Origin of the sequence: Mesorhizobium sp. M1406, from assembly GCF_040317555.1 — a bacterium.
Lineage (GTDB): Bacteria > Pseudomonadota > Alphaproteobacteria > Rhizobiales > Rhizobiaceae > Mesorhizobium.
Genome location: NZ_JAMYKW010000006.1, coordinates 143,815 through 170,060, shown reverse-complemented (window position 1 = coordinate 170,060; position 26,246 = coordinate 143,815). Strand labels below are relative to the sequence as shown.

The 26,246-nt window shown below is 61.5% G+C and carries 22 protein-coding genes and 1 pseudogene; 6 read left to right on the top strand and 17 right to left on the bottom strand.

Annotated elements, in window-relative coordinates; all coding sequences use genetic code 11:
* Positions 1 to 226: 226 nt before the first annotated feature.
* From NKH03_RS08510 to NKH03_RS08485, 6 genes are all read right to left on the bottom strand, one after another.
* Positions 227 to 2,614, bottom strand: a complete 2,388-nt coding sequence (locus NKH03_RS08510) for a polysaccharide biosynthesis tyrosine autokinase (protein WP_352881552.1) — start codon at positions 2,612 to 2,614, stop codon at positions 227 to 229.
* 237 nt (positions 2,615 to 2,851) lie between these two features.
* Positions 2,852 to 3,748, bottom strand: coding sequence for a UTP--glucose-1-phosphate uridylyltransferase (locus tag NKH03_RS08505; protein ID WP_352869058.1), 897 nt, complete (start codon positions 3,746 to 3,748; stop codon positions 2,852 to 2,854).
* A 71-nt stretch (positions 3,749 to 3,819) separates the two neighbouring features.
* Positions 3,820 to 4,770 carry a glycosyltransferase family 2 protein gene (locus tag NKH03_RS08500; RefSeq protein WP_352869061.1) on the bottom strand — a complete coding sequence of 317 codons (951 nt, stop codon included), beginning with the start codon at positions 4,768 to 4,770 and terminating at the stop codon, positions 3,820 to 3,822.
* Complete coding sequence (locus NKH03_RS08495; protein ID WP_352968033.1) at positions 4,760 to 5,710, bottom strand: glycosyltransferase family 2 protein; 951 nt, start codon at positions 5,708 to 5,710, stop codon at positions 4,760 to 4,762. Before NKH03_RS08495 ends, NKH03_RS08500 begins: the two co-directional genes overlap by 11 nt.
* A complete protein-coding gene (locus NKH03_RS08490; protein WP_352881548.1) occupies positions 5,710 to 6,705 on the bottom strand; it encodes a glycosyltransferase family 2 protein in 996 nt (331 codons plus the stop codon). The genes NKH03_RS08495 and NKH03_RS08490 overlap by 1 nt, the downstream gene beginning before the upstream one ends.
* A gap of 25 nt (positions 6,706 to 6,730) precedes the next feature.
* Complete coding sequence (locus NKH03_RS08485; RefSeq protein WP_352968032.1) at positions 6,731 to 7,903, bottom strand: glycosyltransferase; 1,173 nt, start codon at positions 7,901 to 7,903, stop codon at positions 6,731 to 6,733.
* Positions 7,904 to 8,194: 291 nt separating this feature from the next.
* Between NKH03_RS08485 and NKH03_RS08480 the strand changes: the two are divergent.
* Positions 8,195 to 9,244: pseudogene (locus NKH03_RS08480) on the top strand (polysaccharide pyruvyl transferase family protein); the annotation flags it as partial.
* 225 nt (positions 9,245 to 9,469) lie between these two features.
* Here the strand turns inward: NKH03_RS08480 and NKH03_RS08475 are convergent.
* From NKH03_RS08475 to NKH03_RS08445, 7 genes are all read right to left on the bottom strand, one after another.
* Positions 9,470 to 10,936 carry a lipopolysaccharide biosynthesis protein gene (locus tag NKH03_RS08475; RefSeq protein WP_352869073.1) on the bottom strand — a complete coding sequence of 489 codons (1,467 nt, stop codon included), beginning with the start codon at positions 10,934 to 10,936 and terminating at the stop codon, positions 9,470 to 9,472.
* A complete protein-coding gene (locus NKH03_RS08470; protein WP_502913493.1) occupies positions 10,933 to 12,015 on the bottom strand; it encodes a glycosyltransferase in 1,083 nt (360 codons plus the stop codon). The genes NKH03_RS08475 and NKH03_RS08470 overlap by 4 nt, the downstream gene beginning before the upstream one ends.
* Before the next feature lie 492 nt (positions 12,016 to 12,507).
* On the bottom strand, positions 12,508 to 13,587 hold the full coding sequence (locus tag NKH03_RS08465; RefSeq protein ID WP_352869078.1) for a glycosyltransferase: 1,080 nt from the start codon (positions 13,585 to 13,587) through the stop codon (positions 12,508 to 12,510).
* A gap of 31 nt (positions 13,588 to 13,618) precedes the next feature.
* Positions 13,619 to 14,950, bottom strand: coding sequence for a UDP-glucose dehydrogenase family protein (locus tag NKH03_RS08460; RefSeq protein WP_352881536.1), 1,332 nt, complete (start codon positions 14,948 to 14,950; stop codon positions 13,619 to 13,621).
* A gap of 67 nt (positions 14,951 to 15,017) precedes the next feature.
* On the bottom strand, positions 15,018 to 15,881 hold the full coding sequence (gene exoK / locus NKH03_RS08455) for an endo-1,3-1,4-beta-glycanase ExoK (protein ID WP_352968030.1): 864 nt from the start codon (positions 15,879 to 15,881) through the stop codon (positions 15,018 to 15,020).
* Between the two features lie 150 nt (positions 15,882 to 16,031).
* The gene (locus NKH03_RS08450) at positions 16,032 to 16,427 is read right to left on the bottom strand and encodes a hypothetical protein (protein WP_352968029.1); all 396 of its coding nucleotides are present in this window, start codon (positions 16,425 to 16,427) and stop codon (positions 16,032 to 16,034) included.
* Between the two features lie 283 nt (positions 16,428 to 16,710).
* Positions 16,711 to 17,730: a glycosyltransferase family 2 protein gene (locus NKH03_RS08445; RefSeq protein WP_352968028.1), complete on the bottom strand. Its 1,020-nt coding sequence runs from the start codon at positions 17,728 to 17,730 to the stop codon at positions 16,711 to 16,713.
* On the opposite strand from NKH03_RS08445, the gene NKH03_RS08440 reads away from it, so the two are divergent.
* A complete protein-coding gene (locus tag NKH03_RS08440; protein ID WP_352968082.1) occupies positions 17,669 to 18,022 on the top strand; it encodes a hypothetical protein in 354 nt (117 codons plus the stop codon). The two genes, NKH03_RS08445 and NKH03_RS08440, sit on opposite strands and share 62 nt — an antisense overlap.
* A gap of 58 nt (positions 18,023 to 18,080) precedes the next feature.
* On the opposite strand, the gene NKH03_RS08435 is transcribed toward NKH03_RS08440, so the two are convergent.
* A complete protein-coding gene (locus NKH03_RS08435) occupies positions 18,081 to 18,293 on the bottom strand; it encodes a hypothetical protein (protein ID WP_352869090.1) in 213 nt (70 codons plus the stop codon).
* Between the two features lie 31 nt (positions 18,294 to 18,324).
* Positions 18,325 to 18,597, bottom strand: a complete 273-nt coding sequence (locus NKH03_RS08430; protein WP_352869092.1) for an exopolysaccharide production repressor protein — start codon at positions 18,595 to 18,597, stop codon at positions 18,325 to 18,327.
* A gap of 602 nt (positions 18,598 to 19,199) precedes the next feature.
* On the opposite strand from NKH03_RS08430, the gene NKH03_RS08425 reads away from it, so the two are divergent.
* Complete coding sequence (locus NKH03_RS08425; RefSeq protein WP_352968026.1) at positions 19,200 to 19,877, top strand: sugar transferase; 678 nt, start codon at positions 19,200 to 19,202, stop codon at positions 19,875 to 19,877.
* 100 nt (positions 19,878 to 19,977) lie between these two features.
* Entirely contained in the window at positions 19,978 to 21,243 is a 1,266-nt protein-coding gene (locus tag NKH03_RS08420) for a polysaccharide biosynthesis/export family protein (protein WP_352869164.1), read from the top strand.
* A 213-nt stretch (positions 21,244 to 21,456) separates the two neighbouring features.
* Here NKH03_RS08420 and NKH03_RS08415 read toward each other — a convergent pair whose 3' ends face one another.
* Together NKH03_RS08415 and NKH03_RS08410 are read right to left on the bottom strand one after the other, a co-directional pair.
* A complete protein-coding gene (locus NKH03_RS08415; protein ID WP_352968025.1) occupies positions 21,457 to 22,767 on the bottom strand; it encodes an O-antigen ligase family protein in 1,311 nt (436 codons plus the stop codon).
* A 126-nt stretch (positions 22,768 to 22,893) separates the two neighbouring features.
* On the bottom strand, positions 22,894 to 23,049 hold the full coding sequence (locus tag NKH03_RS08410; protein WP_352968081.1) for a hypothetical protein: 156 nt from the start codon (positions 23,047 to 23,049) through the stop codon (positions 22,894 to 22,896).
* A 194-nt stretch (positions 23,050 to 23,243) separates the two neighbouring features.
* Between NKH03_RS08410 and NKH03_RS08405 the strand changes: the two genes are divergently transcribed.
* Positions 23,244 to 24,593, top strand: a complete 1,350-nt coding sequence (locus tag NKH03_RS08405; protein WP_352968024.1) for a glucoamylase family protein — start codon at positions 23,244 to 23,246, stop codon at positions 24,591 to 24,593.
* Complete coding sequence (locus NKH03_RS08400) at positions 24,583 to 26,112, top strand: mercuric reductase (RefSeq protein ID WP_352968023.1); 1,530 nt, start codon at positions 24,583 to 24,585, stop codon at positions 26,110 to 26,112. Before NKH03_RS08405 ends, NKH03_RS08400 begins: the two co-directional genes overlap by 11 nt.
* Positions 26,113 to 26,246: the final 134 nt, after the last annotated feature.

The window sequence follows — 26,246 nt, the reverse complement described above, 5'->3', positions numbered from 1 at the left end:
CGCCGGAGCGCCTTATCTCTATCTCCGGTCGATGGCAATCGGCGCGACGATGATCGCGGCAAGCTGGTGGCGACCTAAGCCGAGCCACGCATCCGGCTACTGCTCGACCGCACCATTTCCGCTGCCGGCTCAAGGCCGCGTACCAATCGTCTGCTCCGGTTAGCGCATCGCCACGTCACGTGCAGCCACAATGAACGCGGCCGGCCTTGCCCTGGCAGCGGTCAAATCAGACCGGTGCCTTGCTGCGCACTTCCGATTTTTCCAGATAGTAGGTCGAGTATTTATCGAAGAACTTTTCCGAGCCGCCGAACGATCCGTATTTGGCCAGCTTCTTCAGATCGACCTTGTTCAGCACCGCGCCGACGATCTTGTTGGCGACATACGGTTCGGATTCCAGCATCGACCTGACCATGGCGCGCGGCGTGCGCCCCCATTCGGTGACGAGCAGAAAACCGTCGACCAGCGGCGCGAAGGCCTTGGCGTCGACCACTGGTCCAAGCGGCGGCAGATCGACGACGATGTATTCGAATGTCTCCTTGGCGTTCCCGATGAAGCGCCGCATGCCGGCGGAGGAGAGCAGTTCGCTGGTATGCGAGAAGTTGCCGCGCAGCACGGCCGGGATGATCGCCAGCTTCGTCTGCCTGTCGATCTTGCCGACGGACTGCCAGGTCTGGCCGTTGACCACCGCTTCCATCAAGCCCTGCTCGGCTTCCATGCCGAGGCCACGGCTGAGGCCGGGATTGCGCAGGTCACCATCGATCAGCAACGTCTTGGCGCCATTGGCGGCAAGCAGGCCGGCGAGATTGGCCGCGACCGTCGACTTGCCCTCGCCGGGAAGCACCGAGATGATGCCGATGACGCGGCTGCCTTGCCCTTCCAGCACGACGTCGAAGGCAATCTTGGCGCTGCGCAGCGTTTCGGAGAACATCGAGGCAGGCGAATCGATGCTGACCCGCATGCGCGCCCGTTTTTCCGCGGCCGACAGCGATTTGGCGGTCTTGGCATCCACCTGGGTATCGCCCGGCTTTTCTTCCTTGCCGAGTTTGCCGCCGATCATTGGCAGATAGCCGAGGAATTTCAGGCCGACCCGGTCGCGTACATCCTCGCCGGTCCTGAAGAACCGTTCGTTGAACTCGTTCAGGCCGCCGAAGCCGGCGCCCATCAGCATGCCAAGAACCAGCGAAAGTCCCAGCACGATGATCGTGCGTGGGCTTGACGCGGAGGTCGGCATCGAGGCGTCCGAGATGATGCGGATCTTGCCGACCGGGAAGGATTGCTGCTGCGCGGCTTCCTCATAGCGGCCGAGGAATGTCTGATAGAGCGTGGTGAGCGCCGTCGCCTGCTGTTCGAGTTCACGCAGCTTGACCTGCGTCTGGTTGTCAACGGAGCTCTTGCCTTGTGCGGCCGCGACATTGGCCCTGAGCGCGGTCTCGCGCGCCTGCGCCACTTCATATTCGTTGCGATAGCTTTCGGTCAGCTGCTTCAGTTCGCCGAAAATCTGCGTCGATATGTCGGTCTTCTCCTTGGTAAGCGCCACCGCCTGCGGATGCTGGGGGCCGAAATTCGCCTCGACGTCCTGCAGCCGCTTGGAGACCGTGAGGTAGCGGGTCTTGAGCGCCGCGATGACCGAGCTGCTCGGCTGGTCACTCGATATGGCGGCATCCTTGAAAGCGTTGTCGGAGCCGCTTTCGACAATTGCCTTGTACTGCTGGTAGCGGGCACTGGCGCGTGCGGTGTCGGCCTGCGCGACGATGAGCTGGGCGTTGAGATCGGAGAGTTGCTTGTCGCTCATCAGCTGACCATCGCTGTTGGCGGCCAAGCCATGTTCGGCCCTGAATTTCTCGACCGCGAGCGATGCCGCCTGCGAGCTCTGGCGCAATTCCGTCAACCGGCCCTGCAGCCAGACCGCCGCCCGCTCGGTGGCGTCGAAGCTGGCATCGAGCTGATCGGCGAGATAGGCATCGGCATAGGCTTTGGTGACCGCGTTTGCGAGGGCCGGATCCGTTGCCTGATAACCTATGGTGATCACGAAGCTTCGCCCGGTGCGCTCCGCCTGGACCTCATTCTGCAGCTTGAGGATCGCGTAGTCGCGACGAGACGTGGCGATAAGCGCATCGCGGGCGGCGGGGTCGAGCTTGCTGATGTCACCGACGCCCGGCGTGGCGGGGCTGGGGCGAACATACTGGATCAGGCTCCGGGCCAGACCGACGCCCTGGGCCAGAGCCGATACGGGCGGATTCATGAACGCATCGTTCTGGTCGAGCTTCAGCTTGTCGACCACCACGGCGGCAAGCCGCGTCGAATTCAGTATTTCGATCTGGCTCAGGATGGCGGAATCGGTCTGCATGGTTGTCGATGCCGCTGAGATGTCATCGACGATCTTGTTCAAGCCTTCGTCGATCAGCACGCTGCTGACCGACTGATATTTGGGCGGCGTGGTCTGCAGATAGAGCACGCCAAGAATGAGACCGATGATGGCGCACACGGCAACCACCTTGGCTTGCCGTGCGGCCATGCCAAGCAGCCGCTCGATATCGATGAAGTCTTCGCCGTCTCCTGCGTCTGAATTCGGCAATGGCATCCTCTTGTCGAGAGGAAAGTTGGCATAGTTCATCTTCGGTCCAATTCTAGAGCCGGTCCCATTCCGATTGATCGCAATGGGCTCTATCTCACTGTTTGAACATGATCTTTTCCGGAAACCGGGACCCACTTTCCGGGATCATGCCCTGGCTTGCAGGCGCCGCCAAGATCGGGAGCGTTTGCGCAAAACGACGCAAACCTCGTGCCAGACAGCGCAAAGCCTATCGCCCCGCGCCATCCACCATCTGAAAATGCTCCCGAAACATGGGCATTATGCGGCTTCTTCCTGACGTTCATGCGTCCGGACGAACTCCTGAAGCATCTCGAAAACCGGGCCCTTCATGTCGTCGCGCGCCAGCGCGAAGGCGATGTTGGCCTGGATGAACCCTTCCTTGGAACCGCAGTCGAACATGCGACCCTTGAAAGGCTGGGCGAAGAACGGCTGATCCTTCGACAGACGGACCATTGCGTCCGTCAGCTGGATCTCGTTGCCGGCGCCGCGCTGCTGATTGCCCAGAAGCGCGAAAATCTCGGGCTGCAGGATGTAGCGGCCGTTGATGTAGAAGTTCGACGGCGCGTTGGCCGGCGCCGGCTTTTCGACCATCGCCGTCACCTCGAAGCCACTGCCGATCTCGGCGCCGCGGCCAACAATGCCGTATTTGTTGGTCTCGGTCGGTTCGCAACGCTCGACGGCGATGACATTGCCGCCGGTTCGCTCGTAGAGGTCGACGGTTTCGGCGAGGCATCCGCGCCCGCCAAAGGAGACCATGTCCGGCAGCAGCAAGGCGAAGGGCTCGTTGCCGATGACTTCGCGCGCGCACCAGACGGCATGGCCGAGGCCTTGCGGCGATTGCTGGCGGATGAAGCTGGTGGCGCCGGCCACCGGCAAAAGGCTTTCCAGCGACTGCAACTGCGCCTTCTTGCCGGTCTGTTCCAGGGTTCCGATCAGTTCCGGATGGAGGTCGAAATAGTCCTCGATTACCGCCTTGTTGCGACCGGTCACGAACACGATGTGCTCGATGCCCGCCTCGAAGGCCTCGTCCACCGCATATTGCACGACAGGCCTATCGACGACGGGAAGCATTTCCTTCGGCATCGATTTGGTCGCCGGCAGGAACCGTGTTCCAAGCCCCGCCACCGGTATCACGGCCTTCCTGATTTTCTTCATCGCAAATTCCTTCTGAGGAGATCGACTTCAGTCCATTCACAGGCCACGAAAACCTCCATGTGCCTGCATCTTCACCTGCCCACCCCAACGGCAAACTGCGCCGCCATTCTTCGCAACCGCACGGCGATCGGCATGCCCATATGCCTGACCGCCGCCGGGTCGCCGAGCGCTGTCAGGATCGCCTTGAGCGGTGACCGCGCCTTGATGTGCTGAACCATCGACAGGAATGAAGCGGCCTTGCGCAGGCTGCGGCCGCGCCGGGCGAACGCGGCCCGAGCGGCGTCATCCATCTGATGAGTTTGAGCGAACACCGCATCTGCCCTGTGCATCGCTTCGACATGGTGAAGCTCGAGCACGCGGGAGATGGAGCCGCTGCGGATATGGTAGGCATAGCCGATATCAGGTTCGACGACGCATTTGCCGCCCATGGCCAAGGCGTTGGCCAGGAGGATGTAGTCTTCCCCGATGATCAGTTTTTCATCATAGCGAAGTCCGTTCTCGTTCAGGAACTCGCGCTGGAAGATCGGCTTGAGATAGCCGAGATTGAACTTCGATTCGAAGAGGACGTTGCCGGCGATGTAGGTGGCTAGCGAAATTTCGCGCAAGCCTTCCAGATAGTGCCGCGGGAACATCGCGTCCTCGATGACACCGTCCTCGCGAATGACCTGGAGGTTGTCGACGGCGATCTGGGCGCCTGCACTCTCGGCACGCGCGATCATGGCGGCGAGCCTATCGGGAAAGACGGCGTCGTCGGAATCAAGAACCGCGATCCACCTGCCTCGGGCGGCGTCGAGGCCCGCATTCCTGGCGCCGCCAGGGCCGCGATTGCTGGCAAGGGCGACGACGCGGACGATATCCTGCGGATAGGCCCGCGCCACATCGAGCGTTGCGTCGCGCGACTGGTCGTCGACGACGATGATTTCGACGCTGACGTTGTTCTGGGCGATAGCGCTGGCGATCGCCCGGTCGAGGGTCGCCTCGGCGTTATAGGCGGCAATCACGAAGCTCACATCAGGCTGCACGATTGCCTCCCTCCTGTGGCGAAGGCTGGCCGTAGAGCCGGATTTCGCGGATGCCGACAAGGCCGCTGACGACGCCGACATGCATAATGCCGCGTAGCACGCTTCGGTTCCTTCGAACCGGACTGATGAGGACCGGAAGTGCCGAGGCGAAGCAATAGATGGCCTTTGCCGACGCCAGGCCGACCTGCTTGACCAGGCCGATGCCCCGCGCGTTGCGCCCCAGCAGGTGGCCATGCGTCTGCCCGACGCGAAAGCGGCGGCGGCCGAGCCAGTCGAATGCCGCCCTTGTGCGCGGCACCACCTCGTCGACCCAGGCTTCCGGCGCAAAAGCGATGCGGCCGCCGGCCTTGTGCATCTGGTCGAAGAATTCGGTGTCCTCGCCGCCGGTCTGGCCGCGCGCCAGGCTGAAGCGGCGGACGCGCAGGCTGTCCGATCCCATCCGCAGCAGAACGTTGCAGGTGTAGCCGGTCTGGATCTCGCCGCGCACCCAGACGGGCAAGGTCGAATGGAAATCGCCGCGCCGCATCCAGTCCGGCGCATCCGGGCGATAGTGCGCCCTGACCGGGCCGAGCACAGCGGCGGCACCGCTTGCTTCAGCCATAGCGACCAGTTCGGCGAGCCATGCGGGCGTGGCCGTCTCGTCGTCATCGATGAAGGCGACGAAATCTGCGGTGCTGGCTTCGAGGCAAGCGTTGCGGGCGATCGAGATGTTTCGCGCCGGGGCATGCTGATAGCGGATCGGCACCGTCAATTCCCGCGACAGCGCCGTCACCAGATCACGGGCGGTCGGGGCGTCGTCATTGTCGGCGACGACGATGCTGACATCGAATCCCGCCGGAATCTCCATGGCGTCGAGCGAGCGCAGCGTGTCAGCCAGTTCCGGTCGGCGGAACGTGCAGACGCCGATGTCGATGCCGCGGTTCTTGGCCTGCGCCGTCATCACGCCACCCCGCGCCGCGACCCGAGGCCGAGAAGCTGCAGCCAGAAGCCGACCGACCAGCCAAGATGCATGACCATCGCCGAGACGCCGGCAAGCGCGATATCGGCATTGCGCTGGCGGATGGCCGTCCACATGCCGTAGCCGAGGCATACCGACGCCCAGATCAGCAGCGGCACCGCCGCCAGCCAATGCACGAAAGAGAAGGCCGCCAGAAGCACGACCGGAAACACCAGCAGCGGCACCATCTGCCGGACCTTCGGGATGACGCGGTGCTTCAGCACGTTCTTGGCGCGGCCGCGACCGTAGCCGAGATACTGGAAATAGAGGCCGATGAGCGAGGCGCGCGGATAGTACACCATCTGCGTCTTGCCGCTCATCCAGATCTTGTAGCCGGCCTGACGAAGGCGGTAGTCAAGCTCTGCGTCCTCATTGTGGCTGAACGTCTCGTCATAACCGCCGACCGCCCCGAAGGCCGATATCCGCATCAGCGCGTGATGGCCGTGGTCGATCCACTCTCCTCCCGAAAGGTGCCGATGCTTCGAGCCGCCGGTGCCGAGCTTGGAATTCTGCGCCGCGGCGGCGGCCTTCTGCACGGTGCCGCTGCCGCTGGTCAGCATCGAAACCACAACCGAATCCGCGCCGGTGGCCAATGCCTCCTCGACCAGCCGGTCGCAATAGTCGTCGGGATAGCCGCCATGCGCATCGATGCGGATGAGATAGTCGGCACCCTTACCGAACGTGCCGACGGCGAGATTGATCGCCGCACTCTGGATGCGCCGCTCATTGTGAAGCAGGATAACGCGCTGGTCCTTCGCAACGATGTCCTGGACGATGGCCAGCGTGCCGTCGGTGCTGCCGCCGTCGGCGACGATGATGCTGGCGTCAAGCCTGGCGGCCGCGGGTCGCAATTGATCGAGCAGCGCGCCGATATGGGCGGCTTCGTTCAAGCACGGAATAACGATCAGGCAGGATGAGGGTTTTTCAGTCTGCGTCATCCGCCTCTGTCCATCTCTGGCCATCCTATGCCAATGCCTCGGCTACAAAGGAGCCGGGCACGGCGGTCAGGCCGCGCAACCGCTCGACGAGCGCCCGGCAATCGCTTCGATCGTAGCTCCAGGTCCTCGGGTTGCGGGCCAGAACACGCGACTTCAGCCTGGCGAAGAGATGCTCTTCCATCTTGCCGAGCGCGGTTTCGAGCGCCTCGGGCGAAGCCTGCGGCAAGAGCACGCCGATATCCTGCTGCTTGAGGAATCGCCCGGTCTCGGTGTTGCCCATCGAGATCGGCACCGCGCCGAAACGACAGCCTTCATAGAGCCGGTTGGGCAGAAGCCATTCGGAGTTCTGCCCCGCCTCGAAGAAATCGATCGCCCAGGAAAAATGGACGTCGTTATAAATCGCCGCCATGTCCTCCGGGTTACGGTAGGGCCCGCGAAACGACAGCCATGGTTCGGCTTCGACGAAGCCATGGAAATCCGGGAATTCGGACAAAGCCGGACGGCCGCGCAGCACGATCTCGAAGCGTCCGTCCATGCGGCGGGAAAAATCGGCCAGCAGTTCGAGCGAACGGCGGCAGCGCAAAGCGCCGAACCAGCCGATCCGCCATGGCGGGCCGAGCGGACTCTCCAAGGCCTCGGGCGCGCCAGGCAAGATGGCCGCGGCCTCGAAATACTTGTTTTCGACCAGATCGATGGGTGCCGCGACCTGGCCGAACGGCTTGAAATAATTGGCGATGAAGGCAGGCGAACTGGTCACTAGCAGCTTCACGTCCCTGGCCAGGAAGCGTTCCGTGGCGCGCAGCGCCTTGCCCAGGACATCGTTGCGCAGCACAAGGCGATGAATGTCGAGGCACTCGTAGACGATCGGAACCGACGCACCGAAGGCTGAACTGGCGCGGCGGGCGAGCGCCAGCATTTCCAGGTTGCGCGCGATGATGAGATCGGGCCTCGGCACCCCGGCAAGCTTCGAGCCGACCGATAGAGCCGCCTTGGCGACCGCCGCGAGGCGCTGGCCGAATTGCCCATCACGCGTCGCGCCAAGGTCGATCGGCCGCAATCCCTCGACATCCGCAATCGGATTCGTGGTGCGACGGAAGCCGGCCAAAGTGACCTGGGCCCCACCTGCCTTGAGCATCGTAATCCTTCGGCGCACGGCCGGGTCGGAAACGTCGTGCACAAGGTACAAGACATGCAGCATGAAAACTCGACCGCTGTTGGCCCACCCACAAGAATGCTAGTACACCTCTTGCTGCATCGCAACATTTTTGGTGCAGTGATCCACGTTTTCTGTTGCACTGCAAAATTGATGCGTTAATCTCGGGCTTGCTTTTAGTGCCACTCGGACCGTGCGGTCACCGACCTGGTGCGGCGCCCTAATCGTGACGCGGAGCGCATCGGGATCGTCCTGGCGTGCAGCATTTTCGGTCACCCCCGTCTTAAGCACCGCTGGCCTAGCTGCGGAATCTGCTGACGATATGAGGTAAATTCCATGAAGATCGTGGTCGAAAACACAGTCTGCCTGAACACCGGGGATGCAGCGATTCTCCTAGCGATCCGGCACATCCTAAAGGCAGTCGCCGGGAGCGACCTGCAGTTCTTCATCTTCGACAGCCAGCCCGAGGTCGCGGCGAGGCTCTACCCGAAAAGGGAGTATCCGGACCTCGAATTTCACAAGCTGCTGTCGGAATCCCTTTTCAGGTACAAGAATGGCGATGGACTGAAGAACCGGATCAAACCGATCTACAACAAAATTGTCCTTCAGGCCCTGCGGTGGTTTGGGAGCAGCGCGCTTGGCACTTTCTTCAGCCGGAGTGACCGTCGCAGCCTCGATATCTACACTGGCGCCGATCTCGTGGTCACGACGGGCGGCACCTATCTCGTCGAGAACTACAATCTCGAGAGGCGTCTCAATCAGTTCCGGCTTGATGCCGTGCTCGGCAAGGATCCGGTCTTCTTCACGCAATCGCTCGGCCCGTTCAATAAAAGTTACAACCGCCAGGAATTGAGTCCGATCTTCGACCGCAGCCCGCTCATCCTGCTGCGTGACGAACGGTCCAGAAACCATATTCAGGATCTGGTTAAGGATTTCGGCAAATGCCATGTGGTTGCCGATGCCGTCTTTGCCCTGGCAGAAACCGACAGGATCGAGAAAATTCTAGCCTCCAGTCAGCCGCCGGCGCCGACAGGCCGCGTCGCCATTTCCGTCCGCCACTGGAACTATGTCAGCGACGGCGAAGGTGGCATGCGCCGCTATCTCGATTCGATCCACGAGATCGCGACGATTCTCGTCAGGGACCACGGCAAGGAGGTGACCTTCGTCTCCACGTGTCAGGGGGTGCCGGAATATGCCCATGACGATTCCAAGACCGCACGGGCGATCGTCGCCGAACTCGATCCGGAGATCGCCAAACATGTGACCGTAGACGCTGCGTTTCACACGCCGGACCAGTTGATGGCACTGGTGAAAGGCTTCGACTTCGTGGTCGCCACGCGTATGCACATGATGATCATGTCGCTTTGTGTCGGCACGCCGGTGCTGCCAATCGCCTATGAGTTCAAGACCAAGGAAGTAGCCAAGCGGATCGGTGTCGCCGACGTGCTGCTCGACATCGACACAGTGACGCCTGAGGAAGCGAGCGAAAAGCTCGGCAGATTTGCAGGAAACCTCAACCTCTATCGCCAGACCAGCCTTCAGGCGGTGCTTGAGGAGCATGCCTCGGCAATGTCGGCCACAAACCTGCTGGCGCCTTTGATCGAGGGTCACTCAGCGGATGTTGCGCGCGGCATTGGACAGGGTGGTGAACAACGCGCGGCGCGATTGGGCGACCGCAAGCATGAGAATGAGACCGATCCCGTAATTGAGGGCAATCGCAAGAAAGACCGCGAGCAGGTCTGACTGTCCGGTCAGCGACGCCGGCAGCCACGAGTATGCGTGCCAGGCGAGCAGGGACGAGGCAATGAAAAGCCCCTGCATGACGAGAAAGTCGGCGGCTGTGACGGGACCGACTCGATGGACCAGCACGGCAAGCACGGGAACGCGCAGCACGTAACCGCTGATGGCATAGGCCGCGGCAACGCCGACGGCACCCCAGTGCAAGCCGACGATGAAGGCGGCGACGGTCGTCAGTGACGAATAGATGCCCCAGTGGAACATGGTCTTCGTCTTGCCCTGACAGATGAATATCCAGCCTGTGGTGCTTGAAACGGACTGGACCAGGCTAGCGATGCCCAGCCAGGCGAAAATCGGCGCCACCGGCGCCCAACCCTGGCCGAAGAGAAGTCCTACGACCTGATCGGAGGTCATCGTCAGCGCCGCAATGCCGGGCATGGTAACGGCAGCCAGCATCCAGTTGGTCCGCACGTAAATGTCGCGAAATCGAGCCTTGTCCTCATGGATGCGGCTTAGCAGAGGCACCATCACGCGCGTCAGCGGCTGGTTGATGTTCTGCAGCGGGAACAGCAGGAGCTTATAGGCGCGGTCGTAATAGCCGAGCTCGATCGCGCCGGAATATTTTCCGATGAGAATGTTGTCGAGATTGCGCGAGAAGAAGTTGGCAAGATTGAAGCCCGTCAGATTGGCGCCGAACGACAATATGTCGGCATCGACTTTCAAATCAGGCCGTAGCGGCCTCCACCGCGCCACCCGCCACGCGGCCGCCAATGCGACAACCGCTGAAACAGCTGGGCCGATGACCAGCGACCAGTAGCCAAGCCCCGCGTAGGCCGCGACCGCAGCGGCCAGAAGTCCGGCGGCGGCGCTTGTCACATCGTTCACGGCGAGCTGGCCGAATTGCAGGTGGCGATTCATCAATGCCAGCGGCACCGCGGCAAGACTGCCGAGGAGCAGCGGCAAGGCGGAGCCAAGAGTGATGCCGGACATGCGCTGATCGCCGTAGAAAGCGGCAATCGCGGGCGCCAGGCCGGCCACTGCCACGGCACTGCCCAGCCCGACGAGCGCACTGATCCAGAAAACCTGGTTGAGTTGCTGGTCGCTGATGTCCTTGCGCTGAACCACAGCCTGCTGGAGGCCCAGGTTTTGAAGCAATCCAACAAATGCCACGATCGGCCCGACGGAAGCCACCAGGCCGAAATCCTCGGGAACGAGCAGACGGGCGAGCACGATGACGGAGAGAAACTGGATCGCCATCTTGAAGCCCTGCGCACCGATCGTCACCAATCCGCCACGAAGGGCGACACGACCGAAATGGGGGGGCGGCGGATTGACATTCATGAACCGAACCTCGTTTCGCCAAGCTGCTCGGCTATCTGTGCGAAATGTTCGTTCAGCACATCTGCGTTGAAGTCCGCCTCGATCTTCTTGCGCGCGGCGAGGGCAATTTGCTCGCAGGGCTTCGGATTCTCGGCGATCCAGGCAAGTTTGCTAGTCAGCGCCGCAATGTCTCTCTCGGGAGCGAGAAAACCTGTCTTTTGATCCTCGATCAGTTCGGGAATCCCCGAGTGATATGTGCTGACCACTGTCAGGCCGGCGGCCATTGCCTCCATCAGTGAAACCGGAATGCCTTCCAGATCGCCATCGCGCGCAGTGACGCTAGGCAGCAGGAACACATGAGCATCGCGCAGCCGCTGCTTCACTTCGCTGTGCGAACGCGGGCCAAGAAAGGTCACTCTGTCGGCGATGCCGAGATTTGCGGCGATCCCCTTCAGCTCCTCCAGAAGTTCTCCGCCTCCGATCACCGAATAGGCCCAATCGCGCCGCGGCAGGCCGGCGAGCGCGCGAAGCGCATATTCGATGCCCTTTTTTTCGGTCAGGCGGCAGACCGAGATGAAAGATAGAGTGGCGTGCTCCCATGAACGCCACCGATAGCCGATCTCGCTCGGCCGCACGCCCATATGGTGAACCATAACTTGCGTCGGCGGTGCACCGACGTCGATCAAAGCATCGCGGAAAAACGCATTCACCGGCAATTGAAGAGCGCCCTTTTCGAACACAATTTTGTAGCGCGCGAGTGAATTGTCATGCAGCGGCTCGCCGACATCGCGGCCATGAAATATCGTCATAAGGGGAGCGGAAATCCTGCCTCGCTTGATAGCGCGGGCCACGCGCATGCCGTTGTTGCCGAAATGGGCGACGATCAGGTCGGCGTTCTGCAATTTACGCGCATAAGCAATGTCGATGGCGGTCGACAGTTTATCCCAGAACCTGCCAGACCACTTCCTGAGCAGCGGGCGATAGCGAGCCAGGCCACCCCACCAGCATACGACCTTTCCCGGCAGCGCGTGCCAGCGAGAATCGTCGATATTGCCGTCCTTGCCAAACGACATTTCATTGCAGACGACGCCGACTTCCATGCCGCGCTCAAGGCATCCGGCTATCTGGTCGAGAACGAAAGTCTCCGACAATGAGGGGAACTTGTCGACTACGAAGCAAATCTTCATCGGCAGGATGCGTTCGTGCGAACACCGATCAAGCAGCCCGTTGTGAACCGCCCCGCATGGGGACTGACAGGTGACACGGAAACCTTGCAAGGTGGCTGCAGGTCAACCGCGCTGGGAGCCGGTGCGCGCCCGACGACGGCCGGGCCGAAAACATCGTGCCCGAGGCACAAGACGTGCAGCATAGAATTCTACCGCTGTTTGGCCACCCGGACGGACGTTAGTACAGGTCTTGCTGCACTGCAACATTATTGGTGCGACCTTGCAAGATTTCAGGCAATTTGGCGTGTCTGCCGATCAACCTCCAAGGCCTACAGGATCCGCCAGAACCCCGGCAGCGCCGGCATGCTTGGCGGGTCCAGGTGCGGAGGCCGGCATGGCCAGTTGGGCAAATCCAACGCAGCGCGTTTAGGCAGCACGCTCCAGGCCGACGCGCCGAGCGCTGTCGAGAACGTCCATGAACGTGGCAAACTGACGGTCTGGGTTCATTTGCGATCGCTCGGAAAACTGAATCGCCGCCGCCGACAGACGCTTGTACTCGGCCTCGTCGCTCCACAGCCGCCTGACGGCCGAGACCCAGTCGGCAAGCGGTGCGTCGTAGTCCAGAACCACGCCGCCGGAGCCGATTGCTTCCGGCAGACCGCCGCGACGTGAGCCGACCACGGGAATGCCGCTGCAATGCGCTTCTGAGGCTACCCTGCCCCAGGCCTCCTCCCATTTGCTGGGCGCAAGCAGTATCTTCGTGCGGCCGTAGACCGTCTTCATGTCACTGGTGCGGCCTTCCAGCTTGACGTTTTGCAATGGAGAGATTGTCGCTTCGATCCGGGCCCGATGATCGTCATCGAGCTTCCAGCTTTCGACGAACAGGAATGGGATCTCAGGACAGGCGGCGGCAATGCGGACTGCAAGGTCGAAGCCCTTTTCCTCATAGGGGTTGATGAGCGTGACAAATTCACCGGTCGTGGGAGTGCTGTAGAACCCGGGATTGATGGTCGGCGGAATGACCGTCGAATCGATATCGAATTTTGCCTTGTAGGTGCGCGCGGTGAACTCGGAATTGGCGATATAGAGCGCCGATTGCAGGTCGCGCAGGTCACCGGCCAGTTCGCGGAATTCGACATTCCTCAGATAAACGACGACAGGCACGCCTTCGGCTTGCAGTGCCCTGCCGATCGGAACCGAGTTGTGGCATTGCACCACGGCAACATCCGGCCTCAGCTTTTCGACCGCAAAGCCGACCGCTTCCCAGGGAAACCATGCGCGCACCACCGGATAGCCCGGAAAAGTGTCGATGACAGCGCGCTGACGAAGGAGCTTCATCTTGGCGCGCGCCCTGAAGCCGAATATGCCATCGCCGAACAGCGCTGCCAGAACGGACGCATCATGACCGTTCTCGCGCAATTGTTCGACCAGATGGTGGGTGCTCGACTGCACACCGCCGCTGAATTGCGGCGTGTAGCCGCTGCCGCCCGCAAATAGAACTTTCATGGACCTGGCTCCTTGTTGTGCCGCCCTGCCGTCACGCCGCCATTCTGCCGATCGAGTGATATTCGATGCCGTGACGGGCGATGACCTTGGGATCATAGAGGTTGCGGCCGTCGAAGATGACCGGTGTGGTCAGCGCATCTCTCAGCGCATCGAAGGACGGCGCGCGGAAATTCTTCCACTCGGTGGCGATCAGCAGCGCGTCGGCGCCGCGCAGTGCCGCCTCCTTGGTGCCGCACAGAAGCAGATCGTCGCGCAGGCCGTAGATGGCCTGGCATTCCTGCATCGCCTCGGGATCATAGGCCTGGACATTGGCGCCGGCCTTCCACAGCGCTTCCATCAGGACGCGCGCCGGCGCCTCGCGCATGTCGTCGGTGTCGGGCTTGAAGGCGAGGCCCCACAGCGCGAATGTCTTGCCCTTGAGATTGCCCTTGAAATAGCGGTCCACCTTGTCGAAGAGAACCGATTTCTGTGCGTTGTTGCGCTCCTCGACTGCGCGCAGCAGCTTGGCGTCGAACTTGACCCCTTCGGCGGTCTTGATCAGCGCCCGCACGTCCTTCGGGAAGCACGAGCCGCCATAACCAAGACCCGGATAGATGAAATGGTAGCCGATGCGCGGGTCGCTGCCGATGCCCTTGCGGACCTCCTCGATGTCGGCGCCGAGCTGCTCGGCCAAATTGGCCATCTCGTTCATGAAGCTGATCTTGGTCGCCAGCATGCAATTGGCGGCGTATTTGGTGAATTCGGCGCTGCGCACATCCATCACGATCATCTTCTCATGGTTGCGGTTGAACGGTGCGTAGAGTTCGCGCATCACCGCCTCGGTGTCCTCGCTGTCGGTGCCGACGATGATGCGGTCCGGCTTCATGCAATCGGCAACCGCGGACCCTTCCTTGAGGAATTCCGGATTGGAAGCGACGTCGAAGCTCAGGTCCTCGCGGCCTCGTTTCTTCAGCGTCTCGGCGATCCTCGCCTTGACCTTTTCGCAGGTGCCGACCGGCACCGTCGACTTGCCGACGACGATCTTGGGTTTGTCCATCTCGCGGCCGATGGTCTCGGCGACGGCCAGCACATATTTGAGGTCGGCCGAGCCGTCCTCGCCGGGCGGCGTGCCAACCGCGATCATCTGGATGTCGCCATGCCTGACGGCGGCGGCGGCATCGGTGGTGAACTTGATGCGGCCGGCGGCATGGTTCTCCTTGACGAGGTTTTCCAGCCCGGGTTCGAAAATGGGAACCAGGCCCTGATTGAGCCGCTCGACCCTGGCGGCATCGATGTCCACGCACACCACATGGTGCCCTACTTCGGCAAGCACCGCCGCCTGCACGAGGCCGACATAGCCAATTCCAAACACCGTCAAATTCATTCGTTTTCATTCCCATGCAAGGCGGCGGACCGTTCTCGGCCCGGCCAGTTCAAATCGACTATCCCAACTACTTTACGCTGCATGCCAGCGATTCCGGAAATTGACAGGGTTCGCCGAGCGCCGTGAAAGCAACGCGCTCGACCTGCAGCGAAAGCTTGCGGCCTGGGTCGGCGAAGGCTCCCATCCAACCCTTCATCGTATCGCTGCCCCAAAAGCTGAAGAATATCTTCTGCGCATGGGTCGGCAATTTCGCCGGATCGGTGATGGTATTGACCAACTGGCCGTTCACGTACCAGCGCAAACTGTCCTTTTGCCAGACGAAGGCGTAGTCGTTGAAAGCACTCTCGGTGCCACCCGGCACGTCGACCAGCTTCTCGTTCTTGCCCTTGCCCGCGATATAGGCATTGACCTGCACCTTGGAGGTGTCCTTGGTCAGGATTTCGAAGTCGATCTCGTCCCAGGGCTGCTTGTCGGACGGACCGATATAGGAGAAGAACGCCGCGTTGAGGCCGGAGCCGGTGTCGGTCTTCAGCCGCGCCTCATAGGTGCCGTAGCCGAAGCGCTGCTTGGTCTGGATCTCCCCGCAAGCAAACTCACGGTCTTTCAGCTGCTGCTTCTCGAAGCCCAGCGACAGCACCCCGTCCGACAGGCTGACCTGTCCCTTCGACCAAGTGCAATTCTGATGGCTGCCATTGTTCCAGCCGTCGGAAACATACCAGCGCGCACGATCGAAGCTCTTGAAATCGTCGACAAAAGACGGCGATGTCGGAATGTCCTGGGCATGGGAAGGGGTTGCCAGGAAACTGCCAAGAGCGGCCAGCAGCAACGCGCCGAGCGAAACCAGTCGCCGCCGGCCGGCTTGCCCGGGCCGCTGTGCGAACGACGGTGCGTCGAGTGTTGTCATGGACTTGGATTTCGGATTCGAATTCATACCAAACTCACCCTTGCGCTGTGCGTCCCCAACCCAAAGTCGACGTTCGAACCGCTCCTGAACGGGCAACCCTGACCTCTTTTGTGACCCTCCCGAATTGCTTTTCCTGCCTTGCATCAAATCCGTTGCAACAGTTCCGAGCCCTCACCTTCAACCCCTGCCGACTCCCGCCGGCCTGGCGAATTCAGCCTTGGCGGCCGATTCGGCATTCTCGTCGAAGACCATATCCAGCGAATGACGGAGCTCTTTCATCATGCCATCCTGGCGCGACAGTGCCGCGATGCGGCGTTCGCAATTCAGGATCGACTGCGTCAATGCGCTGACTTCCGAGGACCGTCTGTCGGAGGCGGAGCCGTTTTCCATCGCTTCGACCAGGAAGGCGGCATTGGTCGCCTTCGTCCGGTAGCGATTCTCGAGCCCGGCCCTCTCGGACTCGATCTCGGCCGCGATTTGCTCGAACAGCTTTGCCAGACGATCAAGACGTGAAACATCGGTCTGCCGGTCGCGGGCCGGATCCCTTGATCTGAAACCGAATATCGAGGCCATGAACTCAAATTCCTGTCATCGCCGGCTTGTGGGCCGGGCTTCTGGCCGATCCCCGCAGCCGGGGCTCAGAAAACTCGCGCCGCATTGTCCTGCTCCTCTTAGGGAGAGACATCAAACCGATCGGGGGCCAGTTCGGCTGGTCGTCTAATTTGCTGCACCGCAACATAGACTGCCATCGTCGGAGCCATGAGGCAACTACCCAATTCGTAAACTCATAATTCCGGCCGAAATGGTTTGCGTGATGAAGTGTCCCTTGGCAGGCAACCGCACGCATGGACCGCGCTTAACGTTCCTTGCCCGTGCTGGTTCCGGCCATCAGAAAACGCAGCGGCGGCACGTTTTGCCTGGAGACAAGGCCGACACGGCGAAACAGCGCCTCGAGCTTGTCGGCGGCCACGCCCTGGACGATAGGGACGAGGTTAGATTGGCTTGACAAGGCATAGGCCGCGGCCGATGCCAGCCCCCGCTCGGCCTTGACGTCGAGGAAATTGCGCAGCCGATACTTGTCGCGCACGTGCCGCTCATGCCGCCGCAGCATCGCTTTCGAGCCTTCCGGCAGGCTGTCGATCGCCAGCAGCGCCAAATCCGCATCGGCCAGACGCTTCAAATCCTGCGTCTTGTGGCGGCCGCTCAGCGAATCGGCGCGGACGATGGCGCCGTAGCCGCAGGAGCGAATGACCTTGAACCGCGCCCCGCGGGCGACCGCACGGGCGTAGAGTTCATAGTCCTCGCCCAGCCGCAGGCTCTCGTCATAGCGCAAGCCGTGGTGGTCGAGGAAGGCGCGGCTGATCACCGGCTTCAAAAAGCCTAACTCGCCCCTTTGCACGCGGCGCCTGGAGATATTGCCTTCGACGAAGCGTTCGAAATCGAGGAATTCCGGATCGGCGGCAAATTCAGGCGCGACGATTTTCGTCGCATCGCCCGTCGCACCATCCCTGATCAGCATGATGTTGTCCGCCGCGAAATCCCAATCGGCACCGGCAAACAGGCTGCGAAACCGACCTTCGAGGAAGAAATCGTCGGCATCGAGAATGGCGATGAACGGCGATTTCGAGCCGGCGATCGCCGCGTTGCGGGCAAAAGAGGGGCCGCGATTGACGTCGAGGCGCATCACCGTGAGCCGGCCGCTGCCGTCGTCGGCGGATCGTGCGACGTCAGCGGTGCCGTCGGTGGAGCCGTCATCGACGACGACGACCTCCGCCACCTCCGGTTCGCGCAACGCGGATGCGATGGCGACAGCGATGGTCGCTGCCGCGTTTTTTGCCGCGATGATCACGCAGACCTCGGATTTCATCATCGACATGGATTTGCCTCTCGTACAGGTGATATCGATTTGCCCTCGCCCCATGCTCGTTCGATGCCCGATGGAAATGCCATCGGCAAATGCCCGGCCGTTCAAAGACGCGGCGACCGAAATCGACTGCCGCGGCAAGTGTCGAGCCACTGGAAAAGCTCAGGCGGCCTGTCATGCGCAGCTGCGCGCGACGGGCTTTGAGGACGAAGGTCGCGAGCTTGTTCAGCCAGGCAATGTCGGCAATTTTGGTGGCGCCGGGGCCAGGCATCGACACGGCGGCGGCGCGCAATCATTCGTATGAACCATCCGGCAAGGCCATTTAGCGCACAGTCTCCCAAAGAAAGCGGTTCGCGCGACGCTTATGCTGCAAGTGCGAAGCAAGCATCACCAAAAACCTTGATGCCGTAAAGCCTTTCCTTTTGCCGTGCGGAATTTTGCAACCAGAGCGTTACATAAGTGCGGTCATGCGCCGTATCGTCGAGGTCGGCCAATATCAGCGGCTGAAGGAAAAAACCCGGCAGCCGGTTGTCGAGGATGCTGTCGGGGGAACAGTCGGAGAGCGAAGCCGCCAACGTCGCGTGAGGGCGGCGCGATTCCGACCGGCTAATGCAGGCCGCGCCTTGCGCTCAGCTTTTCGCCTTCGGCAACCTCGGGCGCATTCAGTTTTCGCTCGGCGTCACGAGCCATGTCGGCCGGCGTCGGCGGGCTCCTGGCGATCATGGCATAGACGAGCACGAAGTAACCCGCCTGGATGACAACCGCGCAAATGATGGCGCGCACCAGTATTGTGCCTATCGACGCGCCGCCCAGCCAGGACCAGCCGACCACGATAGCCAAAGCGAAAATCATCCCGAGGATGAATTTTGGAAGTGCCATACCCAACAGCCCATAAACCGGCTCGGGTACATATAACGTTTGCCCCACCCGAGCGCCGTCCCTTGTTATGTGGGCTTGTTAAGGTCGCCCACTCTCGGCCGGTTGCTTCCGGCCTTTTCTACCTGTCGCCACTCTGACAGATATAATTTGCAATTCTATTAAGGCGAGCAATAGGCGGCAAGGGCAACTCCGGATATTTTTCATCGGGCTTTTGCGATCGACTCCATCATGCTGCAATGCACGCAATGGGATTCAAGCCGATCTCCGGCCATCAGTTACCTCCAGTAGAATAAGCAATATTAAGTAGTATTTTACGTGGTTTTGCCCAAGCATCACCGAACACTGAAGCACTAATATGGGCCGTGCCTTGGCAGATAGGTAGGCTTGCCTAAAAACCGCCCTAAAAATGTCCGTATTTTTTCGACGATGCCCATTTCTTGTCACAAATGTGCTAAATATGCCGAAATTTGTGCATGGCTAGCTTATTATTTAGTCAATTCATGACGCGACTATTTCAACGAGATGGGAAATTGTGTGTTGCGCTGCAACATTTTTTTGGTATCTTGCCGCGAACCATTCGTTCAACGCATGGAGTTTACGGCATGAGGTACGTTGCCAAGTCGGCCACGGCGGGCTTTTCGCAGGCTGACATCGATTTTCCGCCGCCGATCGGCGGCCTGCTCAAACGCAGTTTCGACATCACCGGTTCGCTGATTGGCTTGATCGCTCTCAGCCCGCTGTTTGTCATGATAGCGCTGCTCGTCAAGTTTTCCGACGGCGGTTCGATTTTCTATGGCCACAGGCGAATAGGGCGCGGCGGGCGGATTTTTCCGTGCCTGAAGTTCCGCACCATGGTTCCGGACGGCGACAAGGTGCTGGCAGCCTATCTCGCCGCCAACCCGGACGCCAACGCGGAATGGAATGCGACCCGCAAGCTGAAGAACGACCCGCGCGTCACTCGTGTGGGAGCCGTGTTGAGGAAACTCAGCCTCGATGAACTGCCGCAGATCATCAACATCCTGCAGGGCGACATGAGCCTTGTCGGCCCTCGTCCGGTCGTGCGCGACGAACTGGAAATCTATGGCACATCCGCGGTCTACTACCTGAAATCCCGCCCCGGCCTGACCGGCCTGTGGCAGGTCAGCGGCCGCAACGATGTGTCCTATGACAGCCGCGTCGCCTTCGACCGCCACTATGTCGAGAACTGGTCGCTGTTCGAGGATGTTCGCATCATCATCAAGACCGTCCCGGCCGTCTGGATGTCGCGCGGCTCTTACTGACCAGCCGATGGCCGATGCCAGACATTGGCGCCGGCCATTCGACGCAAGCTCATCGGGCGATGGGGCTAAAGCGGATCGGAACGTTCAGTTGAAAACAGATATTTTCGAAGCCTTTCGCAGCGGCCCGGTTTCCGGCCGCCCGCGGCGGGCGCGTTTGTTGGCCACGTGCCTTGCCGTGTCGCTCGTTCTCCCCCACGTCGCCACCGCCGGCGACTACCGCCTCGGTTCGCAAGACAAGCTCACCATCCGCGTTGCCGAATGGCAGACCGTGGAGGGCACGTTTCGTGACTGGTCGGCGGTGAATGGCGAGTACACGGTCGGTCCATCGGGCACGCTGTCGGTGCCGTTCGCCGGCGAGCTGCCGGCAGCAGGCAAGACCACGTCCGAAATCGCAACGGCGATAGGCGAGGCGCTGCAGCGTAAGCTCGCTCTATCGGACAAGCCGGAAGCCTCGGTCGAGATGGCGCAGTTCCGGCCATTCTACATTTCGGGCGAAGTGCAGAACCCCGGCAAATTTCCTTATGTGCCCGACCTGACGGTGTTGCAGGCGATCAGCGTCGCCGGCGGCATCAGGCGAAACACTGACTACGGCCCTCAGCTAGGCAAGGATCTGGTCACCGCCAAGGGCAACTTCGATATCTCTGACGACGTGCGCGTTCGGCTGATCGTCAAGCGCGCCCGCATCGACGCGGACATGGCCGGCAAGACGAGTTTCGACGTACCGAAGGAGGTCGAGGGCGATCCGAGATTGCCAGCCATCGTCGCCGACGAGATGACGATCCTGACAGCCGACCAAAAGGCGCTGAAGCTGAAACTCGAGGCGCTCGACGAGCTGAAGGGGGTTCTACAGTCCGAAATCGAATCTCTGCAGAAGAAGATCGTCAACCAGCAGCAGCAGGTCGACCTGGCGCAGCAGCAACTCACCAGCATCGGCCCGCTGGCGCAGAAAGGCCTGATCGCCAACGCCCGACTGCTGGATTCGCGCCAATCCGTTGCCGACCTGCAGGGCAAGATCCTGGACTACGAAACGGCCATCCTCACCGCCAAGCAGGCGATCAGCAAGGCTACGCAGGATGCCATCGATGCCCAGAACACCTTGAGTTCAAGGCTCGCCACCGACCGGCAGCAGACCGAAGCCGACCTGAATGAGGCGGCGCTGAAGGCGAATATGCAGAAAGGCCTCATGGCCCAGGCAACCGATCCCGCCACGATAGCGGCCAGTGCTACCAACGAAGAGCCTACCCTGATCTACACACTGGTGAGGGTCGCCGACGGCAAGACCAGCGAAATCGCCGCGAAGGAAGACACGCCGGTGCTGCCTGGCGATGTGATCAAGATCAAGCTGGCGCCGCTGGCCAGTCAGTAGACCCGCGAACCCCGGCACTGTCCAGTGTTTCGATCCATCCCGGCAAGGGATGGCCTAAACCGCTGCGCGTTGAAGCGAATTCAGTCGACGCGCTTTAGGCTTCGTTTTTTATGCATGTCGTTGCGGGGGCCACTTTTGGGCGACATGCATTAGGCGTCACGCAAGCCGGGCGGAGGCTTCCCGTGCGCTGAGTTCAACCAGCGAGCTGATAGCTCATGACGGGCCGGCGGCCGCCGGCCCGCCGGCATGCCGGGGCCAGTCAGCCTCCCCCCTGGCCTCTGCCTGCTCCAGGGCCCGCGACCGCCGCGTGCGGGTAACGGGCAGCCGCGCCAGCTTGAAGAAGCTGAAATACATCAGGAAAGAGCCCATGATGTAGGGGTTGAGTACCTCGACCTCGACGAAAGAGCGGATCAGCAGCAGCACCATGACGCCGAAGAGGACCACCGAATCCGCCTGCCATGTCCTGAAGATCACCGCCGAAACATGGCCGTAGAGCGTGCGCAGCATGATCAGCGATACCAGCGTCGCTCCGACGAAGCCAAGTTCGACGAGGGCTTCGATGTAGGTGTTGTGGAAGTGGAAGCCGGTGCGTGTGGTGATGTAGAATTCGTTCCACAGCCGCTCGGCTTCGGCAAAACCCTGCACCCAATAGGCGGCATAGCCAACACCGAGAATCGGCGATTTCTGTATGGCATTCCAGCCCTGCTCCCACAGATAGGTCCGCCCGGTGAGCGTCGAATCCTTGCCGAAGATGCCGAGGACGAAGTCCATCAGCCCGAGATTCAAGGCGACAAAGGCAGTCACCACCAGCAGGCCGGCGCCGATCAGGAAGATCACGCGGCGGTAGCGGCGTGACAGTAGTTTGCTCATGGCAAGAAGCGCCACCAGCGCCAGAACCGCCGGTATCGAGGCCATCGAGGTGGCGGAATGCGAAACGACCAGAACATAGGCCGACAGCAGCACGACGGGCGCCGCCAGGATGAGGCTCAGCCGGCCGCGCCTGTAAAAGGCGAGGAAGACGGCGCAGAAATAGACGCCGAGCGACCCGACAAAGCCGATCTGGTTCTTGGAGGCGAAGGCGCCGACAAAGTTGACGGTGCCATCCAGAACGTCCTCGGAATAGTTCGCGACCTTCAGTGAATAGATGAGGACGACGAATATCCCGACCAGGGCACCTATGGTCAGGGTGCGCACACTGACGGTGCGCGCGGCGACGTAGGCGCAGGCTATATGGGAAAAGTACTGGATGGCCGTTCTCGCCGTGACGCCGGGCGCCTGCGACCAGAAGACGGAGGAGCAGACATAGGCCGCAAACAGCAGCGGCAGCCAGGCGCTGGACAGTTGGCGCAGGAACCGCCGGTAATCGACCAGGATGAGCGGAAGCCAGACCGCATAGTAGGCCAGGATCAGCACCTGGCCGAAAATGACGGAGTAGGAAAACGCCCAGATCGAGACGGCCACGGCAAAGGCGCCATAGACCGAATTTCTCTCGGGATCGATCAGCAGGGACTTTGGGATCTTCATCTCAGAGTCCCGTCGGCGCGACCCGGAACCGCCAAGCCATGGGCCAGACGGCATATCCGCAAACAAGGGCGTGCAATAAACGGCGTCTCCATTGTGCAGTGCAATATAACCTATCGCGCCCGGCGCTCAATGGCAAATCCGGTCACCTTGTCTTACGGCGAGGCATTTGCGGAGAGGTCCGCCCGGCCGCACGGCACGGGTGACGCGGAAGGTGTCGACGATCTTGTCCCACAGCGTATTGCAGACCGGCTGCTGGATCGCCTCGGAGGAGTGTTCGTTCACGACGGCCGCCGTGTTCGACGTATCCGGCGGCCGCGCCAGCTAATGAGGCCGGATGCATCTCAATTCCGCGTGACGGTGCAACGAACGGGAGCGTACGGGCGTATAGTCCCAGACTTCGAATCGACGATCATGCAAGGAAGCTATGCCGGGAACCATGACACGGAACGAAGCCATCGGGCGGGAGCCAGCTTCTTTTGCTTAAAGTCGACGCTGCCGCACTGTCCGACGACGAGCTTCTGGAGCGCTATCAGCGTGCCGCCTTCGACTACTTCCTCGAAAACGTGAACCCCGACAACGGACTGGTCGCCGATACGTCGCGACCGAATTCGCCGGCCAGCATCGCTGTCGTCGGCTTCGCGCTGTCTTGCTACCCGATCGGAGTCGAGCGCGGCTGGATGACGCGCGATACGGCCGTGAAGCTGACGCTTGCCGCCCTGCGTTTCTTCTCGACCAGCCGGCAAGGCAATGGCGACGAGGTCACCGGCCACAAGGGCTTTTACTACCATTTCCTCGACATGCGGACCGGCCTGCGCGTCTGGCGTTGCGAACTGTCGATGGTGGATACCGCATTGCTGATATCGGGCATGCTGGTGGCAGGCGCCTATTTCTCCGACGACAGTGGCGACGAAGCCGAAATCCGCCAACTGGCCGAGGCGCTCTACCGGCGCGTCGACTGGCGATGGGCGCAAGGCTCAAGCTCGACCCTGCGGCAGGGCTGGAAGCCGAAGAGCGGCTTTCTCCACTATGGCTGGGAAGGCTACAACGAAGCGATGATCCTCTACGTGCTGTCGATGGCCTCGCCCGACAAACCGACCTCGGACAACAGCTACGAGGGCTGGACGGCGACCTACCAATGGGAAAACATCTACGGCTACGACGTGCTCTATGGCGGTCCGCTGTTCATGCACCAGTTCTCGCATGCCTGGATCGACTTCGCGGGCATCCGCGACGCTTTCATGCGTGAGAAGAATTCGGACTATTTCGAAAACAGCCGCCGCTCGACCTACCTGCACCGCGACTATGCGCGCCACAACCCTTACGGCTACGGCGGCTACGACGAGAACCTGTGGGGACTTTCGGCGGGCGACGGACCAGGCGGCTTTCGTGCCAGCGTAGCGCGACAGCGTCGCCGGTTTTCCGGCTATGCCGCGCGCGGCGCGCCTTTCGGGCCGGATGATGGAACGATCACCCCATGGTCCTATCCGGCGTCGCTGCCCTTCGCCCCGGACATCTGCCTGGCGGCATTGCGCCATCTCGGGGATCGCTACCCCGAGGTGATCGACAATTTCCGGCTGCCAAGCGGCTTCAATCCGACATTGGCCAATCGGCGAAAATTCGGCCGCGACGGCTGGGTGTCGGAAGGCCATTACGGGCTGGATCAGGGCATCGTGGTGATGATGATCGAGAACCACCGGTCGCGCTTGATCTGGGAGCTGATGCGGTCCAATCCGCACATCCGCCGCGGCCTGGGCAGAGCCGGATTCAGCGGCGGCTGGCTGTCTCAGCCGGCCAGCCCGGCGTCAGGTGACGGCGATGTCGCGTGACCGGACCATGGCCAACGCCTTCCCTGTCGACCGCAATGACATCGAGCTGATCAGGGATGCCCATCCACCGCTCTGGAAGAATCCCGAGCCCAATGGCCCATACAATCTTGTCGTCATCGGCGCCGGGCCAGCCGGCTTGACCGCTGCCAGCGAAGCGGCAGACCTCGGTGCGAAAGTCGCGCTGATCGAGCGCGGGCTGATCGGCGGCACCTGCATCAATGTCGGCTGCATCCCGTCGAAAGCGATCATCCGCACGGCCAGGCTCTATGCCGATATGCGCGATGCCGAGAATCTTGGCGGCGACACGCCGGACCGTCTTCACATCGACTTTCAGCGGGCAATGACGCGGATGCGGCAAATCCGGCAGCGGATCAGCCGCGCGGATTCGGCCGCGGGCCTGGCTTCCGCGGGCATCGATCTCTATTTCGGTCAAGCGCGATTTTCCGGGCCTGACGAGGTCACGGTTGCCGGGAAGACGCTGCGTTTCAGGAAGGCGCTGGTTGCGACGGGCGCACGTCCGGCCCTGCCGACGATTCCGGGCCTCACCGAAGCCGGCTATCTCAGCAACGAAACCATGTTCGATCTCACGGAGTGCCCGAAACGGCTTCTGGTCATTGGCGGCGGACCGCTCGGCTGCGAGGCGGCGCAGGCCTTCTGCCTGCTGGGCGCGAACGTCATCCTGGTGCAGCGGGAACCGATGTTCCTGCCTGGCGAGGAACGCGACGCCGCCCAGATCCTTTCGGACGCGCTGGCGCGCGAAGGGGTCGAGGTTCGCCTGAATACCGAGGCGGTGGCGGTGCGGACAGAAGGCGGCAAGAAGCTCGCCGACCTTGTGCGCGATGGCGACACGATGACGGTTTCCGTCGACGAGATCATCACCGGCATCGGCCGTTCGCCCAATGTCGACGGCCTCGACCTGGAAGTCGCCGGGGTGGCGTACGACGCCACCGGCATCAAAGTGGACGACTACCTCAGAACCACCAATCCACGCATCTATGCGGCTGGCGATGTCTGCCTCGCATACAAATTCACCCATACCGCCGAGGCGACAGCCCGCATGGTCGTGCGCAACGCCCTTTTTCTCGGACGCAGGAAACTGAGCGAACTGGTCATTCCGTGGTGCACCTACACCGATCCGGAGATCGCCCATGTCGGCTTCTATCCGGCGGAGGCGCGGCAGAACGGCATCCCGGTCAAGACCTATACGGTGCTGATGCACGACGTCGCGCGCGCGGTCATGGACGGCGAGGAGGAGGGTTTCGTCAAGATCCACGTCAGGGAGGGGTCCGACCGCATCCTGGGTGCCACGGTCGTCGCCAGCCATGCCGGCGAGATGATCAATGCGGTGTCGCTCGCCATGCGGTCTGGCATGGGATTGCATGCGCTGGCCAACGTCATCCATCCTTTCCCAACGCAGGCGCAAGGCATCAAGATGTCCGGCGACGCCTATCGGCGGACAAGGCTCACCTCATTTTGGAAGCGTCTGGCGGGCCGCTGGCTGGCATGGTCCAGGCGGTGATCGCGCTATACCGGCAGGCCTGCCGCAAGGCTGGAGCACCAGACATCCACAGAGGATACGACGCTTGACGAAAGCCCCGTTCGGCTAAACAAGTCGAAGCTGATTGTTGTGGCTTGGGGCGGTCGTGAATGCCA

Bases quoted from the DNA above. Each gene is read 5' to 3' on its own strand.
- NKH03_RS08510 (WP_352881552.1), bottom strand. From the start codon at position 2,614: ATGAACTATGCCAACTTTCCTCTCGACAAGAGGATGCCATTGCCGAAT.
- NKH03_RS08505 (WP_352869058.1), bottom strand. From the start codon at position 3,748: ATGAAGAAAATCAGGAAGGCCGTGATACCGGTGGCGGGGCTTGGAACA.
- NKH03_RS08495 (WP_352968033.1), bottom strand. From the start codon at position 5,710: ATGACGGCGCAGGCCAAGAACCGCGGCATCGACATCGGCGTCTGCACG.
- NKH03_RS08490 (WP_352881548.1), bottom strand. From the start codon at position 6,705: ATGACGCAGACTGAAAAACCCTCATCCTGCCTGATCGTTATTCCGTGC.
- NKH03_RS08485 (WP_352968032.1), bottom strand. From the start codon at position 7,903: ATGCTGCATGTCTTGTACCTTGTGCACGACGTTTCCGACCCGGCCGTG.
- NKH03_RS08475 (WP_352869073.1), bottom strand. From the start codon at position 10,936: ATGAATGTCAATCCGCCGCCCCCCCATTTCGGTCGTGTCGCCCTTCGT.
- NKH03_RS08470 (WP_502913493.1), bottom strand. From the start codon at position 12,015: ATGGAAGTCGGCGTCGTCTGCAATGAAATGTCGTTTGGCAAGGACGGC.
- NKH03_RS08465 (WP_352869078.1), bottom strand. From the start codon at position 13,587: ATGAAAGTTCTATTTGCGGGCGGCAGCGGCTACACGCCGCAATTCAGC.
- NKH03_RS08460 (WP_352881536.1), bottom strand. From the start codon at position 14,950: ATGAATTTGACGGTGTTTGGAATTGGCTATGTCGGCCTCGTGCAGGCG.
- exoK (WP_352968030.1), bottom strand. From the start codon at position 15,881: ATGAATTCGAATCCGAAATCCAAGTCCATGACAACACTCGACGCACCG.
- NKH03_RS08450 (WP_352968029.1), bottom strand. From the start codon at position 16,427: ATGGCCTCGATATTCGGTTTCAGATCAAGGGATCCGGCCCGCGACCGG.
- NKH03_RS08440 (WP_352968082.1), top strand. From the start codon at position 17,669: ATGGTCGCTGCCGCGTTTTTTGCCGCGATGATCACGCAGACCTCGGAT.
- NKH03_RS08445 (WP_352968028.1), bottom strand. From the start codon at position 17,730: ATGTCGATGATGAAATCCGAGGTCTGCGTGATCATCGCGGCAAAAAAC.
- NKH03_RS08430 (WP_352869092.1), bottom strand. From the start codon at position 18,597: ATGGCACTTCCAAAATTCATCCTCGGGATGATTTTCGCTTTGGCTATC.
- NKH03_RS08425 (WP_352968026.1), top strand. From the start codon at position 19,200: ATGAGGTACGTTGCCAAGTCGGCCACGGCGGGCTTTTCGCAGGCTGAC.
- NKH03_RS08415 (WP_352968025.1), bottom strand. From the start codon at position 22,767: ATGAAGATCCCAAAGTCCCTGCTGATCGATCCCGAGAGAAATTCGGTC.
- NKH03_RS08400 (WP_352968023.1), top strand. From the start codon at position 24,583: ATGTCGCGTGACCGGACCATGGCCAACGCCTTCCCTGTCGACCGCAAT.